The organism is Parabacteroides sp. D25, from assembly GCF_000307475.1.
Classification (GTDB): Bacteria; Bacteroidota; Bacteroidia; order Bacteroidales; family Tannerellaceae; genus Parabacteroides; species Parabacteroides distasonis.
In genome coordinates, this window is record NZ_JH976507.1 from 199,587 (window position 1) to 213,585 (window position 13,999).

The following is a 13,999-nucleotide window of genomic DNA, read 5'->3' on the forward strand; positions in this document are numbered from 1 at the left end:
CATTTTATAGATACAATAACATTTCCACGGAGTATTTATGTTAAACAGAAATCGTACATTTGTAAGCGAAGAACATAATACGATAGAATATGGATAAAGTACGTTTTGGTGTAGTCGGAACCAATTTCATAACCGATTGGGTGATTGCCGGAGCCCGGCAGGATGAGCGTTTTGAACTGGTAGCTGTATATTCGAGAACTCAGGAGACGGCGGATGCTTTCGCCTCGAAACATAATATACCGTATACGTTTACCTCCTTGGAGGAGATGGCGAAAAGCCCGTTGATCGACGCCGTGTATATTGCCTCCCCGAACTTCCTTCATGCCTCCCAGAGTATTCTTTGCATGAGCTATGGCAAGCATGTTCTTTGCGAGAAACCCTTCGCTTCCAACGCAAAAGAAGTACGTGCGATGATCGAGGCTTCCCGTACCTATAATGTCACGTTGATGGAGGCGATGAAGCCTACGCTTACGCCGAACTTTCTTGCCGTACGAGAGAATCTTGAGCGTGTAGGTACGGTTCGTCGTTATTTCGCCTGCTATTGCCAGTATTCCTCCCGTTATGATAAGTTCAAGGAAGGAATCGTGTTGAACGCTTTCAAGCCGGAGTTGTCTAATGGGGCCATGATGGATATCGGTATTTATACGGTCTATCCGATGGTTGTCTTGTTTGGTCGCCCAAAGAAGATAGACGCCTCGGGCATAGTCCTGTCCTCAGGAGCGGACGGGCAAGGGGCCGTGAATTTCTTGTATGAGGGGATGAACGCCACGGTGCTTTATTCTAAGATCGCCAACTCCGCCTTGCCTACCGAGATACAAGGAGAGGAGGGGAACTTGACCTTGGACCGAATCAATATCATCCGTAAAGTGACGTATTCTCCTCGTCTAGCTCCGGCGATGGGAAAAGGCCCGGAACCGGTTCCGGAAGACCTAAGCGTGGTCGCCGATAAGGATGAGTACTATTATGAGGTAGCGGAATTTATCAACCTCGTCTTGTCTGGCAAGCGGGAGTCAGAAATCAATAGCCTTGATAATTCTTTGATTACATTGGAGATTATCGATGAAGTACGCCGGCAGTTGGGAATTGTCTATCCGGCGGATTGATAACTCTTCGTGATTTTCCATTTTTTCCATCGTAGTGAAAAACTTTTTCCACCGTGATGAAAAAGCTTTTTCACTACGATGGAAATCCTTTTTCATCACGGAGAAAAAAGGGTTACTTGTATTTTTATTACCTTTGTGTCCTTAATTGTTTAGGATGTACATATATAATTCAATACCCCATATAACGAACACGCTAAATCTGGGAAAGGACCTATTGGAGGTCTTATTTGAGAAAAGAAAATCATTACCGTTTCGCTATGATTATGCGTTGGATATTATCGATGAGAATAAATTGAATATCTTGATCGAGCGTGAGGTGATCCGCAGGAACGGCCCTTATATCGAGATGGATGAGCATTATCTCTCTTTCTATGAGCTGCTTCTGGAGGCGAATGAGGAGATTTCTACCTCGGTGATCGATGAGAATATCCAGTTGGTGTATCAATTGATCGATTATTATAGCAAGGAGGATAACGATTTGCGTAAGTTGGGCTATCTGCGATCGGTCAAGGCGCATTTGCGGAAGATCGGGAAGATCTTGGTACGTAACGTGGTGTCCTTGCAACGGGTGATCGATAATACGTTCAAGAACGAGCCGAGCTATAAGGTGAAGATCGCCAAACTGGAGAATCTGGACGCTAAACGAATCGAGATCAACCGCCTGATCGTGGAAGTGGAGAAGCTGCTGGATCGGGAACGGACTCCCTTTTTCGCCCAAGCCCCGGACGAGGAGCTGTTGACGATCGCCCGTGAGTTGAAGACGGAGTTATTGAGCGCCGGCCATAGCTTGATCCATTCCCAACAGGATATCATTGATTACTTGAACCAGATCCGTACGCAGGTGGGTTTTACCCGTAAGCTGCGTCGTATCAAATATCTGCGGGAGCAGTTTGAGTTACAGGAGAACACGAACGTGCGGGAGGTGGTAGATGCGGAGCGTTCCGTGGTATTGGAGGGCGTGCAGCCTACCTTATTCAAGGTTTCCATTCCTTATTTGCAAACGGACGAGGCACAGGATGTCATCTTGAAGGTGGCCGACGGCATACGGCCGGACAAGGTGATCCACCGGCAGGAGCTGGGGGTGATCTCCGCCGAGCAGATGGAGAATCAAGAGGTGGGGGAGGCTGCTATCAATACCCGGAAGATGATGGATGTTTTTAGCCGGACCGGAGGGGATTTGTTCTCTTTCGTGATGGCGTATGATTATAACCGGAAGATGGATTTCGAGGCGAAGGTTACGTTATTTTGCCGTTTACTCTCCCTCTATGAGAATGAGTTGGAGATAACAGACCGTTTTGGGCATATGGAGCATATAGAATATGCCATTATTCAAAGAACCTAGTTGTAGAGACGGGGCGTGCCCCCTGTGATGAGACGGGGCACGCCCCGTCTCTACAACTGGATAAAATAGAACAACAATAATAATAAGGATGATAGATAATTTACCGGTACAGACCGCACAGATCTATGATTACCTGTCGAAAGGTAATTTTCTGTGCTCGAATACAAGTGTAAAGGAGTTGAGGACACTCTTCTCGGTCGTAGAAGATAATTTTGAGCGTTTACGTGATTATTTCTCGCATATCAATTTCGTGTTGGAGCAGGGGAATAATTACTTCTACTTCTCCCGCAAGGAGCCCCGGGCTACCTTGGAGCAAAAGCTCCAGCGTTTCTTCGCTTGGATCGATATCATGGACTTCTTCTGTACGTACGATACGGCCTTCGGGCCCGGTTTCACTTTCTCGCCGGCGGAGATATTGGTACGTTCCCGTATCGACATGGATCTAGAGATGAAGCTGGACGGGTTGAAAAAACATACCGGAGGCAAGGAGAAACGCAAGGATATCCTCGATACCATCTTGGACAGGATGACGAAAGAGGGCTTTATCGAGTGCGTAAGCGATATGAACGGGACGTGGAAAGTGCTCTCCTCGTGGGACTACCTCACGAAGATGATCCATAGTATTAACATAAAGAACGAAGATGAGATATCTCAATAAAATAGTATTTATAAACAGCGCCGCTATCCGTTACTCGGAAGTACAGCTGGATGGAAATATACATTTAATCGGAACGCAGGGAGTGGGGAAGAGTACGATCCTCCGTGCGATCCTTTTCTTTTACAACGCCGATACGCAGCGGCTCGGAATCCCGGTCGAGAAGAAGTCGTATCAGGATTATTATTTCCCTTATGCCGATTCCTCGATCATCTACGAGGTAGCGAGGGAGGATGGTTGGTTTACGGTACTTAGTTATAAGACGATGAACCGTATCTGCTACCGTTTTATCGCCTCTCCGTACCGGCCGGATCTTTTTATCGACGAGGAGGGAGCGCCTTATCCGTCGGATCGTATCCGCTCGGTGCTCGATAAGAACGGTATCAAATATAGCGGGGCGATCTCCACGTATGAGGAATACCGGAATATCCTCTACGGAAACTCGGATAATAAACGGGATTACTCCTGTTATTCCTTGATGGAGAGCGGCTCGTATCAGAATATCATCCGTACGATCCAGAACGTCTTGCTGAATTCACGCTTGGAGGCGGATTATATCAAGCAGACGATCATCACCTCCTTGAACGAGGCGGATAGCGTGATCGACTTGAGCCGTTACCGGAGCCATCTATCCGGTTTTGAGGCGCAACTGAATGATATCGGTGTTTTCCGTGAGCCGGGCATGGCGCGGAAGGCCGCTGGGATCTCTACCTTGTCGGACGATATCCGTAAGCGGGATTTACGGATCAACGATCTGTGCCGCCAATTGCGCGGGGCTTATCTGGAAACGGAGCGTATCTTGCCGGAGTTGTCCCGGAAGATACACGAGCAGGAGGCGGTCAAATCGGATTTCTATAAGCAAAGGGATAAGCTGGACGCTGAATCGAAGAACCGGACAGCCACGATGGAAGGCGAGTTGGCCGTGCTGAAAAACGCCTTGTCGGAGGCGGAAGCGAAACGGGTTTTCTATGCCGGAAAAGATATCCAGACGGCGATGGATCGTTGTAACAAATTGGAGATCTTACAGCAGGAACAGGAATCCTTAGTCGTGGAGAAAGATTTGCTTTCTTCCAAGAATAAAGAAGCCTCGGTCTTGCACGCCAATTTGATCGCTAATCTGAAGAACGAGTTGGCCGGCTTCGAGAACGAGAAACAGAAACAATTACTGGCGGCAGAGACTGAGATCAATGCTCGTCGGGAGGCTCGCCGGGAGTATTATCGACGGCTACGGGAGGAATCGCGCCATGCCGCCTCGGAGGAGAAAGAGCGTTTGTTGGTGGATCGGGAGAAACGTACGACGGAGGTCGCCGCCTTGAAGATGCGTATCAAGACTGCCCGGGGGCAGTCGGGAACCTCGGAGGAATTGGAGGCGGTCAAAGGGCGTCTCGGTAATTACGACGCGAACCGGAAGGACTTGGAGCTGAAGATCCGTGAGCTGAAGTACGAGTTGAACTACCAGATGAAAGAGTTCGAGACCGCCGAGAAGCATTTGGATGAGGATTATCAAAAGCTAGCGGAATCCAACGAGGTGAAGATCGAGGCCCTGAGCGCTAAGCTAGCGGAACTGACGGAATTCTTGGATAACCAGAAAGATAGCTTCTTCAACTGGCTGTCCGAGCATAAACCCGGCTGGGAGCAGACGATCGGGCAAGTGTGTGACGAGCGCCTGCTTTACGGGAAAGAGTTTACGGCGGAGGTAGGCGAGGGAGATACCTTTTATGGAATCCGCTTCACCTCCGGGATTCACCGGAATGTCAAGACCAAGGAGGATTACTTGACGGAGAAGAAGGAGGCCGAGGAAAAACGTGCCGGAATCCAGCGCTTCATCGCTACGGCGCGGCAGGATTTGGAGGCGGCCAAGGAGAATCTCCGCAAGCAATATCAATCCTCCGTGAAGCCCATCAAGGAGGATATCTATCACGCGGAATATGAGTTGGAGCAACTGGCGGTTCGCAAGAAAGAGGACGAGTCTCGTCTGTCGGCCTTGCGGGATCAGGCGACCCGTCTGAGGCAGGAGGAGATCCGGCGTTTGGAGGAGGAGTTGAACGCTGCCGAGGCCGCCCTTTCCTCGATCCGGCAGGAGATCGCCACGCTTCAAGGCAAGATGGACCGGGAACTCGCTTCCTTGGATGAGCAAGAGAAAGATGAGTTGGCTGCTTTGGATAAGGAACTCTCCGCCCGGAGGGAAGCTATCTCGGAGGAGATCGCACGCAAGAAAGTGGAGCTGGAAGAGCGCAAATCCGGATATGACAGGGAGCAATTGGATAGCCTGACCGCCAGTGGTGGCGATCCGAGGCGTTTGGAGGAGATACATTCCCGCTTGGCGTATATCGGTGGGGAGATCAAGTATATCAACGAGACCAAGGCTTTGATTATCGAGTATCTGAAAGATAAACGAGAGATGCTGGATAAGGTACCTGACTGGACGGCGGAGAGCCTACGTTTGCAGCAGATCATCCACGGGGAACAGGAGGAATTGAAAAAGCGTCTGGCGGACGTGAACCGGAATATCTTCAAGATAGATGCCGAGCTGAAGGAGCTGAAGGAGGCCAACCGGAAAGCGTTGGAGAACCGGGAGGAATATCATCGCTCTACCCTGTTGGACTGGTTTACCTCTAGGGAATCCGTCTTCTCTTCCATGAACCGTACGGATACGAATGGCGATTGCCGTTCCTTGGTACGGGAGATCACGATCTGCGTCAGCGAGCAATCCCAGAAACTTTCCGAGCTGCGCAAGGAGATAACCGCCTACACCGGCAATTTCTCCGAGGATAATGTGTTCGCCTTCAAGACGAGCTTCTCGGATGATAAAGAGTATATGGATTTCGCTTGCGACTTGAAGGAGTTTATCGACGAGGACAAGGTCTCGGAATACCAATTGCGTATCAATACCCGCAACTCCGATATCTTCCGGCAGATTACGGCGGACACGAAAAGCATGGTCTCTCAGGAAGGCAATATCCGTGGCGTGGTGGATCAGATCAACGCCGATTTCAAGGAGAAGAACTTCGTGGGGATTATCCAGTGTATCGAGATGCGTATCGATCCGAGCCAGAACAAGATCGTCAATCTGTTGAAGGAGATCAAGCGATTCAACGAGGAATATAGCTGGGATTTGGGGCAGAACCTGTTCGCTTCCTCGGCCGACGATACGGCTACCCGGGAGAAGGCGACGACGTTGCTACGTGAGTTGATCAAGTCGATGGACGCTTATTCCGGCAACTTGATCCGTCTGGCGGATTTCTTCGACCTTAAATTCCGGGTGATCGAGAACCGGAATGATACGGGCTTCGTGGAGCGCCTTACGAACGTAGGCTCCGAGGGTACGGATATCTTGGTCAAATCCATGGTGAATATCATGTTGCTGAACGTGTTCAAGCGGAACGCCTCCACGGTATTCTCTGATTTCAAGCTACATTGCATGATGGATGAGATCGGGAAGCTACACCCGAATAACGTGGCGGGGATCTTGAAATTCGCCAACGACCGGGATATTCTCTTGATCAATGGCTCACCGACCGAGCAGGATGCCCTGTCCTATAAGCACATCTATAAACTGGAGAAGGACGGCGATAGCTTCACCCGGATCCGGAGGGTGATCACGCAGTTCGATTAGGCAGGATCATAGCCGAGGCTTTCTCACCGATCATAACTGAGGCTCTCTCACGGGTCATAGCCGAGGCTTCGACACCCATGAGAGAGCCTCGTCTATGACCATACCCGTGAACGAATGTTAAAGCCCTGCGATCTCATCCAGCCAAAGCGTAGCCATCGCGTCGCTCGGCATTCGCCAGTCTCCACGCGGGGAGAGGCTGATGGAGCCTACTTTCGGGCCGTCGGGCAGGCAACTGCGCTTGAACTGTTGCTGGAAGAAGCGGCGGAAGAAGGTATGGAGCCATTTCTTGAGGGTGGCATCGTCGTAGGTTTCCCCGAATGCCCGCTTCGCCAAGAAATAAATCTTCGCGGGGGAGGCACCGAAGCGTAGGAAGTGATAGAGGAAGAAATCGTGCAGCTCGTAGGGGCCTACCAAATCCTCCGTCTTCTGCTTGATATTTCCATGCTCGTCGGCGGGAATCAATTCCGGGCTGATCGGAGTGTCTACTATATCTAATAACGTGGCGCGGGAAGCCTCGTCTACCTTGTTGTTGGCAACCCATTCCACCAGATATTTGACCAATGTCTTGGGAATGCTACCGTTGACGCCGTACATAGACATATGGTCGCCATTGTAAGTAGCCCAGCCCAAGGCAAGCTCCGAGAGATCCCCCGTACCGATCACGAGGCCGTTCGCTTGGTTCGCCACGTCCATAAGAAGTTGGGTACGCTCGCGGGCTTGGCTGTTCTCGTAGGTCACGTCATGTACATGGATGTCGTGATCAATATCCTTGAAATGTTGGACGCAAGCCTCCTTGATGGAGATCTCCCGGAGGGTCACGCCAAGGGAGCGTATCAAGTCGCAGGCATTGGTATAGGTACGATCCGTCGTTCCGAAGCCGGGCATGGTGATGCCGATGATCTTATCCCGTGGGATCTTCAAGGCATCGAAGGTCATGACGGTGACCAGTAGGGCCAAGGTGGAATCCAGTCCCCCGGAGATGCCTACGACGGCGGTTTGGGCGTGGGCATGGAGGATACGCTTGGCGAGTCCCGCTACCTGTATATGGAATATTTCCTCGCAACGTTCTTTCAGCGCGTCGCCGGAGGGGGTAAAGGGATGCGGGTCGATTGCCCGGGTCAAATCCAGTGTCCGGTTGGGAAGGCTGAATGAGACTACGGTGCCGTTATCCATGTTATGGTTGAGATAACCCTGCATGAAACTGGTGTTGATCCGTCGGTCGTTCTGTAAGTTCTGGATATCGATCTCGCTGATAACGAGTTGCTCCTCCATGGAGAAACGTTCGGATTCCTTCAGCAACGTGCCGTTCTCCGCTATGATACCGTTTCCTGCGAATACGAGGTCGGTACTGGATTCCCCGAAACCGGCGGATGCGTAGACGTATCCGGCGATACAACGTGCGGATTGCTGGCAGATCAAGGATCGTAAGTAAGCATGCTTACCGATCAACTCGTTGCTGGCGGATAGATTGAATATCAAGTTGGCCCCCTGCATGGCTAGCTCGGAGCTGGGAGGGATGGGAACCCAAAGATCCTCGCAGATCTCGATACCCACACGTACCTCATCATACTCGAAGATCAGGTAGCAATCCAGCGGCACTTCCCGGTTACCGATCGTGATCATGGATTGCTGTAGGTGTGAAGAGGCCGTGAACCAACGCTCTTCTTGGAACTCTTTGTAGCTGGGCAGGTAGCTCTTGGGCACTACCCCTAGTATCTCGCCCCGTTGGAAAGCGACGGCGGCGTTTATCAGTTGGCTTCCGCTGACAAGCGGGCAACCTACGATCGTTAGTAAATCCAGATCGGCGGTGTTGTTCACTAAATCCAGCAAGGCTTTCTCGGCGTTTCTGAGTAAGGTCTCTTGCGAGAACAAGTCCATGCAAGTGTAAGACGTAACCGATAATTCGGGGAAAGCGATGATCTGGACCTCTTTTTGGGACGCTTGGCGCATCAATCCCTCGATCTGTTGAATATTATAAAAGCAGTCAGCCACTTTAACATGTGGTACGGCTGCCGCTACTTTGACGAATCCGTAATTCATATTTGTTATTGTTTATCTGATAGATGTTCTTAATTTATCGGGGTTTTGACGACAGTCGAAGATCGCGGAGATATAGATGATATCATCTTCTATAAAATAGATGATTTTGTAATGTTCATGAACAAGAGACCGAAAGCCTTGCGGCTCCGAGGATAAAGCTTGCTCATAAAAACCGAGAAGAGGATTGTCAGCTAACAAATCGGCGTAATGTTTCAGGTCCTTGACTTTCTTGTGGGCCATGTTGATAGAAATCTCCTTCTTATAATACTTCGTAATTTCTTTCAAATCTTCTTTGGCCTTGGCTGTCCAATATGGATTTTTCTGTTTCAGAACCATGTCTCTATCTCTTTATCTAGATCCTCACTTGATGTGACTCTACCTTCTCGGGCGTCTTCTACCGATTTCCGTACCTCTGCTATCATCTCCTCTTGCGAGTGGATTACGCAAGGGCGGGGTGTCCTTCTCTTGGAAAAGATCTTTTTGGCAGCCCGTTCCAGTTCCTCCGATATCTCCATGTCATCGATCTTGTTAAGGTATCTCTCCACGAAGCTTTCTCTCCATTGCTGTAACTCTATTGTCGTCATATCAATTTCCCTCCTATATATTTATGCCCCAAAGGTATGTATTTTGTATGGGATAAAAAAGAAGGAGAGGTATACTTCGCAGCATCCTCTCCTTATTAACACAAAACAATCAACAAAAAACTACTGTCTGAATAAGACTATCTGATGAATAAAAGCTCACGGTATTTCGGCAAGGTCCATATCTGGTCGTCGACAACCAGTTCCAACTTGTCGATATGGTAACGGATGGCTTCCATCATCGGGACGATCCGGTCGTGGTAAGCGATCGCCTTCTCCCGCTCGCTCTCGATCTTGTTGGCTATCTTGCGGGCGTTGACCATCTCGTCCACTTTTTCCTTGATGAAGATCGTGCGGTTCGCTATATCCTCGATGATCTCCATGTTCTTGGAGGATAGATGGGCGGCTTTATCGGCGGGGAATAATTCACGCATCTTATATACGTTGTCGATCAAGGAAGACTGGTATTTGGTGGCCATCGGGATGATATGGTTCATTGTCAGGTCGCCTAATACACGGGCCTCGATCTGGATCTTCTTCGTGTACATCTCCCATTTGACCTCGTTGCGAGCCTCCAGCTCCTTGCGGGTCATGACTCCCGTGGACTCGAACATGCGGACGCTGCTATCTTTCAAATAAGCGTCGAAGATCAAAGGCACGCTGGTCTCGCAATCCAAGCCCCGGCGTGCGGCCTCGGCCTTCCATTCCTCGCTGTAGCCATTGCCGTCGAAATGGATCGCCTTGCATTCCTTGATATCCTTGCGGATTACCTCGATGATAGCGGCGAACTTATCCTTTCCGGTGGCTATCTTAGCGTCTACCTCGGCCTTGAACTGCCTCAACTGATCCGCTACGGCGGCGTTCAATACCAGCATGGCGGCGGCGCAGTTCGCGGAGGAACCTACGGCACGGAACTCGAAACGATTACCGGTGAAGGCGAAAGGGGAGGTACGGTTACGATCCGTGTTATCGATCAATAACTCGGGGATACGGGCGATATCGAGTTTCATGCCTTGCTTTCCCGCTAGGTTGAAATCTTCCGTATCGCTGTTCTCCAGATGTTCCAATACCTTGGATAGCTGTGTCCCTAAGAAGCTGGAGATGATCGCTGGGGGAGCCTCGTTCGCTCCCAGACGATGGGCGTTGGTCGCGCTGGAGATGCTGGCCTTCAGCAATGCGTTATGGGTGTACACGGCTTTCAGTACGTTGACCACGAAGGTCACGAAGCGCAGGTTGTCTTCCGGCGTCTTACCCGGTCCCATCAAAAGGATTCCGGTATCGGTTCCCAGCGACCAGTTATTGTGCTTGCCGGAACCGTTCACGCCTTTGAACGGTTTCTCGTGCAACAGGACACGGAACCCATGTTTGCGGGAGATCTTGCGCATTAGGGCCATGATCAGTAAGTTATGGTCATTGGCGAGGTTGCATTCCTCGAAGATGGGAGCCAGCTCGAATTGGTTCGGGGCGACCTCGTTATGACGGGTCTTTACGGGAATGCCAAGTTTCAATGCCTCAACCTCGAGGTCTTTCATGAATTCCATGACACGGGTGGGGATGGCTCCGAAGTAATGATCCTCCAACTGTTGGTTCTTCGAGCTCTCGTGCCCCATCAGAGTACGGCCGGTCATCAACAGATCGGGACGTGCGGCGTATAGGCCCTCGTCTACTAGGAAGTATTCCTGTTCCCAACCTAGGTAGGCGTATACTTTCTTCACGTCCGGGTTGAAGTAGTGGCAGACATCGACCGCCGCCTTGTTCACGGCTTCCAAGGCTTTCAGCAAGGGAGCTTTGTAGTCGAGGGACTCGCCTGTGTAAGCGATGAAGATCGTCGGGATGCACAGGGTGTCTCCTACGATAAAAGCAGGGGAGGAAGGATCCCAAGCCGAGTAGCCACGGGCCTCGAACGTATTGCGGATACCGCCGTTCGGGAAACTGGAGGCGTCCGGCTCTTGCTGGATCAGTAGTTTCCCCTCGAATTCCTCAAGTACGCCGCCTTTGCCATCGTGCTCGATGAAAGCATCGTGCTTCTCGGCGGTACCTTCCGTCAAGGGATGGAACCAGTGGGTGTAGTGGGTAGCGCCTTTTTCCATCGCCCATTTCTTCATGCCGGAGGCCACGGCGTTCGCTGTCTCACGGTCTAACGGGGTACCGTTGTCGATGGAGTCCACCAGTCTCTCGTACGCTCTCTCTGGAAGATATTTGAACATCTTCTCACGGTTGAATACCAGCTCGCCGTAATACTTGGAAGGTCTCTCGGCGGGAGTGGTTAGCTCGGTCGCTTTTTTCTCGAACGCCGATTCTACGACTCTAAATCTTAACTTTGACATAATACCTGATGATTATTGTTGTTTATAGTAAATGACTTATCTTAGCCACTTCCTCAGCCTAGCCATGGCCTCTAGGGTGTCATCCCTATCGCCGAAAGCGGTGAGGCGTAGATAACCTTCCCCGCTCGGTCCGAATCCCACTCCGGGGGTTCCGACTATCTTGACTTCATAAAGCAGTTTGTCAAAGAATTTCCATGAGGAGAGGCCGTCCGGGGTCTTTAGCCAGAGGTATGGGGCGTTATCGCCTCCGTACACCGTGAGACCGCAGTTTTGCAGGCCCTCTTTCATGATCTTCGCGTTGGTCATATAATAATTGATAGTAGCTGTCACTTGCTGTTTCCCGGCGGTGGAATAAACCGCTTCCGCACCCCGTTGGGTTATGTAACTGGTTCCGTTGAATTTCGTGCATTGGCGACGGTTCCATAATTTGTTCAACTGTACCCGTTGCCCGTCCAGCGTGAAGGCGTTCAGCTCCTTCGGTACGACCGTGTATCCGCAACGTATCCCCGTGAACCCGGCGGTTTTAGAGAAGCTCCGGAATTCGATAGCTACCTTCTTCGCTCCTTTGATCTCGTAGATAGAGTGGGGGATATTCGGGTCCTGTATATAAGCTTCGTAAGCGGAGTCGTACATGATAAGCACGTCGTTGGCAAGGGCATAGTTTACCCATTTCTTCAATTCGTCCTTAGTCAAGGTCGTTCCGGTCGGGTTATTGGGATAGCAGAGGTAAAGGATGTCCACCCTGCGACTGGGCAGATCCGGTACGAAGTTGTTTTCCTCCGTGCAAGGGATGTATACGACATCGCTCCATTTCCCGTTTTCCAATACCCCGGTGCGTCCGCTCATTACGTTCGAGTCGATGTAGGCCGGATATACGGGGTCTGTCACCCCGATACTATTGTCGTGGCGGAGCATGTCACCTATATTTCCACAATCGCTTTTCGCTCCGTCGCTGATGAATACCTCGCTCGGTTCGATAAAGACTCCCCGGCTGGCATAATCGTTCTTGATGATAGCGTCGATTAGGAAAGGATATCCCTGCTCGGGGCCATATCCGTGGAATGTATCCTTGCTCGCCATTTCTTCCACGGCTTTATGCATCGCCTCAATAACGGCGGGGGCAAGTGGTTGCGTAACATCACCAATACCCATTCGAATGATCTTATCTTTGGGATGGGTAACCTTGAAGCTGTTTACCTTTTTCGCGATGTCGGAGAAAAGGTAATTGTTCTGTAGTTTCAGGAAATGTTCATTAATTAGTGCCATACTCAGTTCTTTTGTTTTTATGTTGTTGTTTTTGTTGTTTTGTCTTGTTCCCCGTGTCAGACTTTGATGAATCCCTCGAACACGTTGACCGCTCCGCCGGTCATAAAGACCTTACCGCTTCGCTCGTCCCACTCGATGGTTAAAGGGCCCCCATCCATGATGACCTTCGTCTTTCGCTTTGTCTTCCCACGTACGACCCCGGCCACGGCGGTGGCGCAAGCTCCGGTTCCGCAGGCTTGTGTGATGCCGGAACCTCGTTCCCACACCCTCATCCGTACCTCGTCCGGCTTTAGCACCTGCACGAACTCCACGTTTGTCCGGTCCGGAAAAAGCGGGAGGCATTCCAGTAACGGGCCTACGCTTGCCAGACCGACCTGGTCCATCTCGTCCACGAAGATAACCAAGTGAGGATTTCCCATAGAGATGACGGTGCCGGTGTAAATTTCTCCTCCAGCCTCAACCTCCAAGGCCATCTCGCCTACGGCAGGCATTCCCATATCTACCGTGACCTCGGTGACCTCTTCACGCTCTATTTTCAATTGTAGCTCTTTGATACCTGATAAGGTCTCTAAGGTGACCTTGTTCTTTTGCGTTAGGCCGGCCTCATAGACATATTTGCCAATACATCTGGATGCGTTTCCGCACATCATCGCCTCGGAGCCGTCCGCATTATAGATATGCATGCTGAAATCGGCGATGTCTGAAGAACCTATCAAGACCAAACCATCAGATCCTATGCCTGTGTGCGGCTTGCTCCATGCGATAGATAATTCCTCGGGATTGTCTATCGGATAGACCATCGTGTTTACATAGATGTAATCATTTCCGGCACCGTGCATCTTTGTGAATCTGATTGATTTTGTCATTTTGATGATATTATTCTTTATATTATTTCTTTTTGTTTTATTGTAATGCAAATATATAACGTTTTGATAAGTATATAACAGGTGAGAGGCTCGAATGTTTTATAAATATGAGGTTTGTAATAGATTGAAGTTATAATATATGCTTTTAGTTATAAATGATAATTAGAAGTGTGTGTTTTGGTTTTATATCGTAATATATGCTT

At 50.2% G+C, this 13,999-nt stretch carries 10 protein-coding genes; 4 read left to right on the forward strand and 6 right to left on the reverse strand.

Annotated features, from left to right (window positions below; genetic code table 11):
- Window positions 1-89: 89 nt before the first annotated feature.
- From HMPREF0999_RS18445 to HMPREF0999_RS18460, 4 genes are all read left to right on the forward strand, one after another.
- On the forward strand, window positions 90-1,103 hold the full coding sequence (locus tag HMPREF0999_RS18445) for a Gfo/Idh/MocA family protein (protein ID WP_009276601.1): 1,014 nt from the start codon (window positions 90-92) through the stop codon (window positions 1,101-1,103).
- Between the two features lie 154 nt (window positions 1,104-1,257).
- The gene (locus tag HMPREF0999_RS18450; protein ID WP_009276602.1) at window positions 1,258-2,445 is read left to right on the forward strand and encodes a hypothetical protein; all 1,188 of its coding nucleotides are present in this window, start codon (window positions 1,258-1,260) and stop codon (window positions 2,443-2,445) included.
- A gap of 88 nt (window positions 2,446-2,533) precedes the next feature.
- A complete protein-coding gene (locus HMPREF0999_RS18455) occupies window positions 2,534-3,103 on the forward strand; it encodes a condensin complex protein MksE (RefSeq protein ID WP_005866029.1) in 570 nt (189 codons plus the stop codon).
- A complete protein-coding gene (locus tag HMPREF0999_RS18460) occupies window positions 3,087-6,716 on the forward strand; it encodes an ATP-binding protein (RefSeq protein ID WP_009276603.1) in 3,630 nt (1,209 codons plus the stop codon). Before HMPREF0999_RS18455 ends, HMPREF0999_RS18460 begins: the two co-directional genes overlap by 17 nt.
- Window positions 6,717-6,833: 117 nt before the next feature.
- On the opposite strand, the gene HMPREF0999_RS18465 is transcribed toward HMPREF0999_RS18460, so the two are convergent.
- From HMPREF0999_RS18465 to dapF, 6 genes are all read right to left on the reverse strand, one after another.
- A complete protein-coding gene (locus HMPREF0999_RS18465; protein WP_009276604.1) occupies window positions 6,834-8,756 on the reverse strand; it encodes an NAD(+) synthase in 1,923 nt (640 codons plus the stop codon).
- A 12-nt stretch (window positions 8,757-8,768) separates the two neighbouring features.
- On the reverse strand, window positions 8,769-9,092 hold the full coding sequence (locus HMPREF0999_RS18470) for a type II toxin-antitoxin system RelE/ParE family toxin (protein WP_005861930.1): 324 nt from the start codon (window positions 9,090-9,092) through the stop codon (window positions 8,769-8,771).
- Window positions 9,083-9,340: a hypothetical protein gene (locus HMPREF0999_RS18475; protein ID WP_005861932.1), complete on the reverse strand. Its 258-nt coding sequence runs from the start codon at window positions 9,338-9,340 to the stop codon at window positions 9,083-9,085. The genes HMPREF0999_RS18470 and HMPREF0999_RS18475 overlap by 10 nt, the downstream gene beginning before the upstream one ends.
- Before the next feature lie 137 nt (window positions 9,341-9,477).
- Entirely contained in the window at window positions 9,478-11,664 is a 2,187-nt protein-coding gene (locus HMPREF0999_RS18480; protein WP_005861934.1) for a glutamine synthetase III, read from the reverse strand.
- A 36-nt stretch (window positions 11,665-11,700) separates the two neighbouring features.
- Complete coding sequence (locus HMPREF0999_RS18485; protein ID WP_005861937.1) at window positions 11,701-12,930, reverse strand: LL-diaminopimelate aminotransferase; 1,230 nt, start codon at window positions 12,928-12,930, stop codon at window positions 11,701-11,703.
- Window positions 12,931-12,986: 56 nt separating this feature from the next.
- Window positions 12,987-13,796 (reverse strand): diaminopimelate epimerase, encoded by an 810-nt coding sequence (gene dapF, locus HMPREF0999_RS18490; RefSeq protein ID WP_005861939.1) that lies wholly within the window; start codon window positions 13,794-13,796, stop codon window positions 12,987-12,989.
- Between the last annotated feature and the right edge of the window lie 203 nt (window positions 13,797-13,999).

What these genes read in the sequence shown, in the direction of transcription:
- HMPREF0999_RS18445 (WP_009276601.1), top strand. Translation starts at nt 90, where the DNA reads ATGGATAAAGTACGTTTTGGTGTAGTCGGAACCAATTTCATAACCGAT.
- HMPREF0999_RS18450 (WP_009276602.1), top strand. Translation starts at nt 1,258, where the DNA reads ATGTACATATATAATTCAATACCCCATATAACGAACACGCTAAATCTG.
- HMPREF0999_RS18455 (WP_005866029.1), top strand. Translation starts at nt 2,534, where the DNA reads ATGATAGATAATTTACCGGTACAGACCGCACAGATCTATGATTACCTG.
- HMPREF0999_RS18460 (WP_009276603.1), top strand. Translation starts at nt 3,087, where the DNA reads ATGAGATATCTCAATAAAATAGTATTTATAAACAGCGCCGCTATCCGT.
- HMPREF0999_RS18465 (WP_009276604.1), bottom strand. Translation starts at nt 8,756, where the DNA reads ATGAATTACGGATTCGTCAAAGTAGCGGCAGCCGTACCACATGTTAAA.
- HMPREF0999_RS18470 (WP_005861930.1), bottom strand. Translation starts at nt 9,092, where the DNA reads ATGGTTCTGAAACAGAAAAATCCATATTGGACAGCCAAGGCCAAAGAA.
- HMPREF0999_RS18475 (WP_005861932.1), bottom strand. Translation starts at nt 9,340, where the DNA reads ATGACGACAATAGAGTTACAGCAATGGAGAGAAAGCTTCGTGGAGAGA.
- HMPREF0999_RS18480 (WP_005861934.1), bottom strand. Translation starts at nt 11,664, where the DNA reads ATGTCAAAGTTAAGATTTAGAGTCGTAGAATCGGCGTTCGAGAAAAAA.
- HMPREF0999_RS18485 (WP_005861937.1), bottom strand. Translation starts at nt 12,930, where the DNA reads ATGGCACTAATTAATGAACATTTCCTGAAACTACAGAACAATTACCTT.
- dapF (WP_005861939.1), bottom strand. Translation starts at nt 13,796, where the DNA reads ATGACAAAATCAATCAGATTCACAAAGATGCACGGTGCCGGAAATGAT.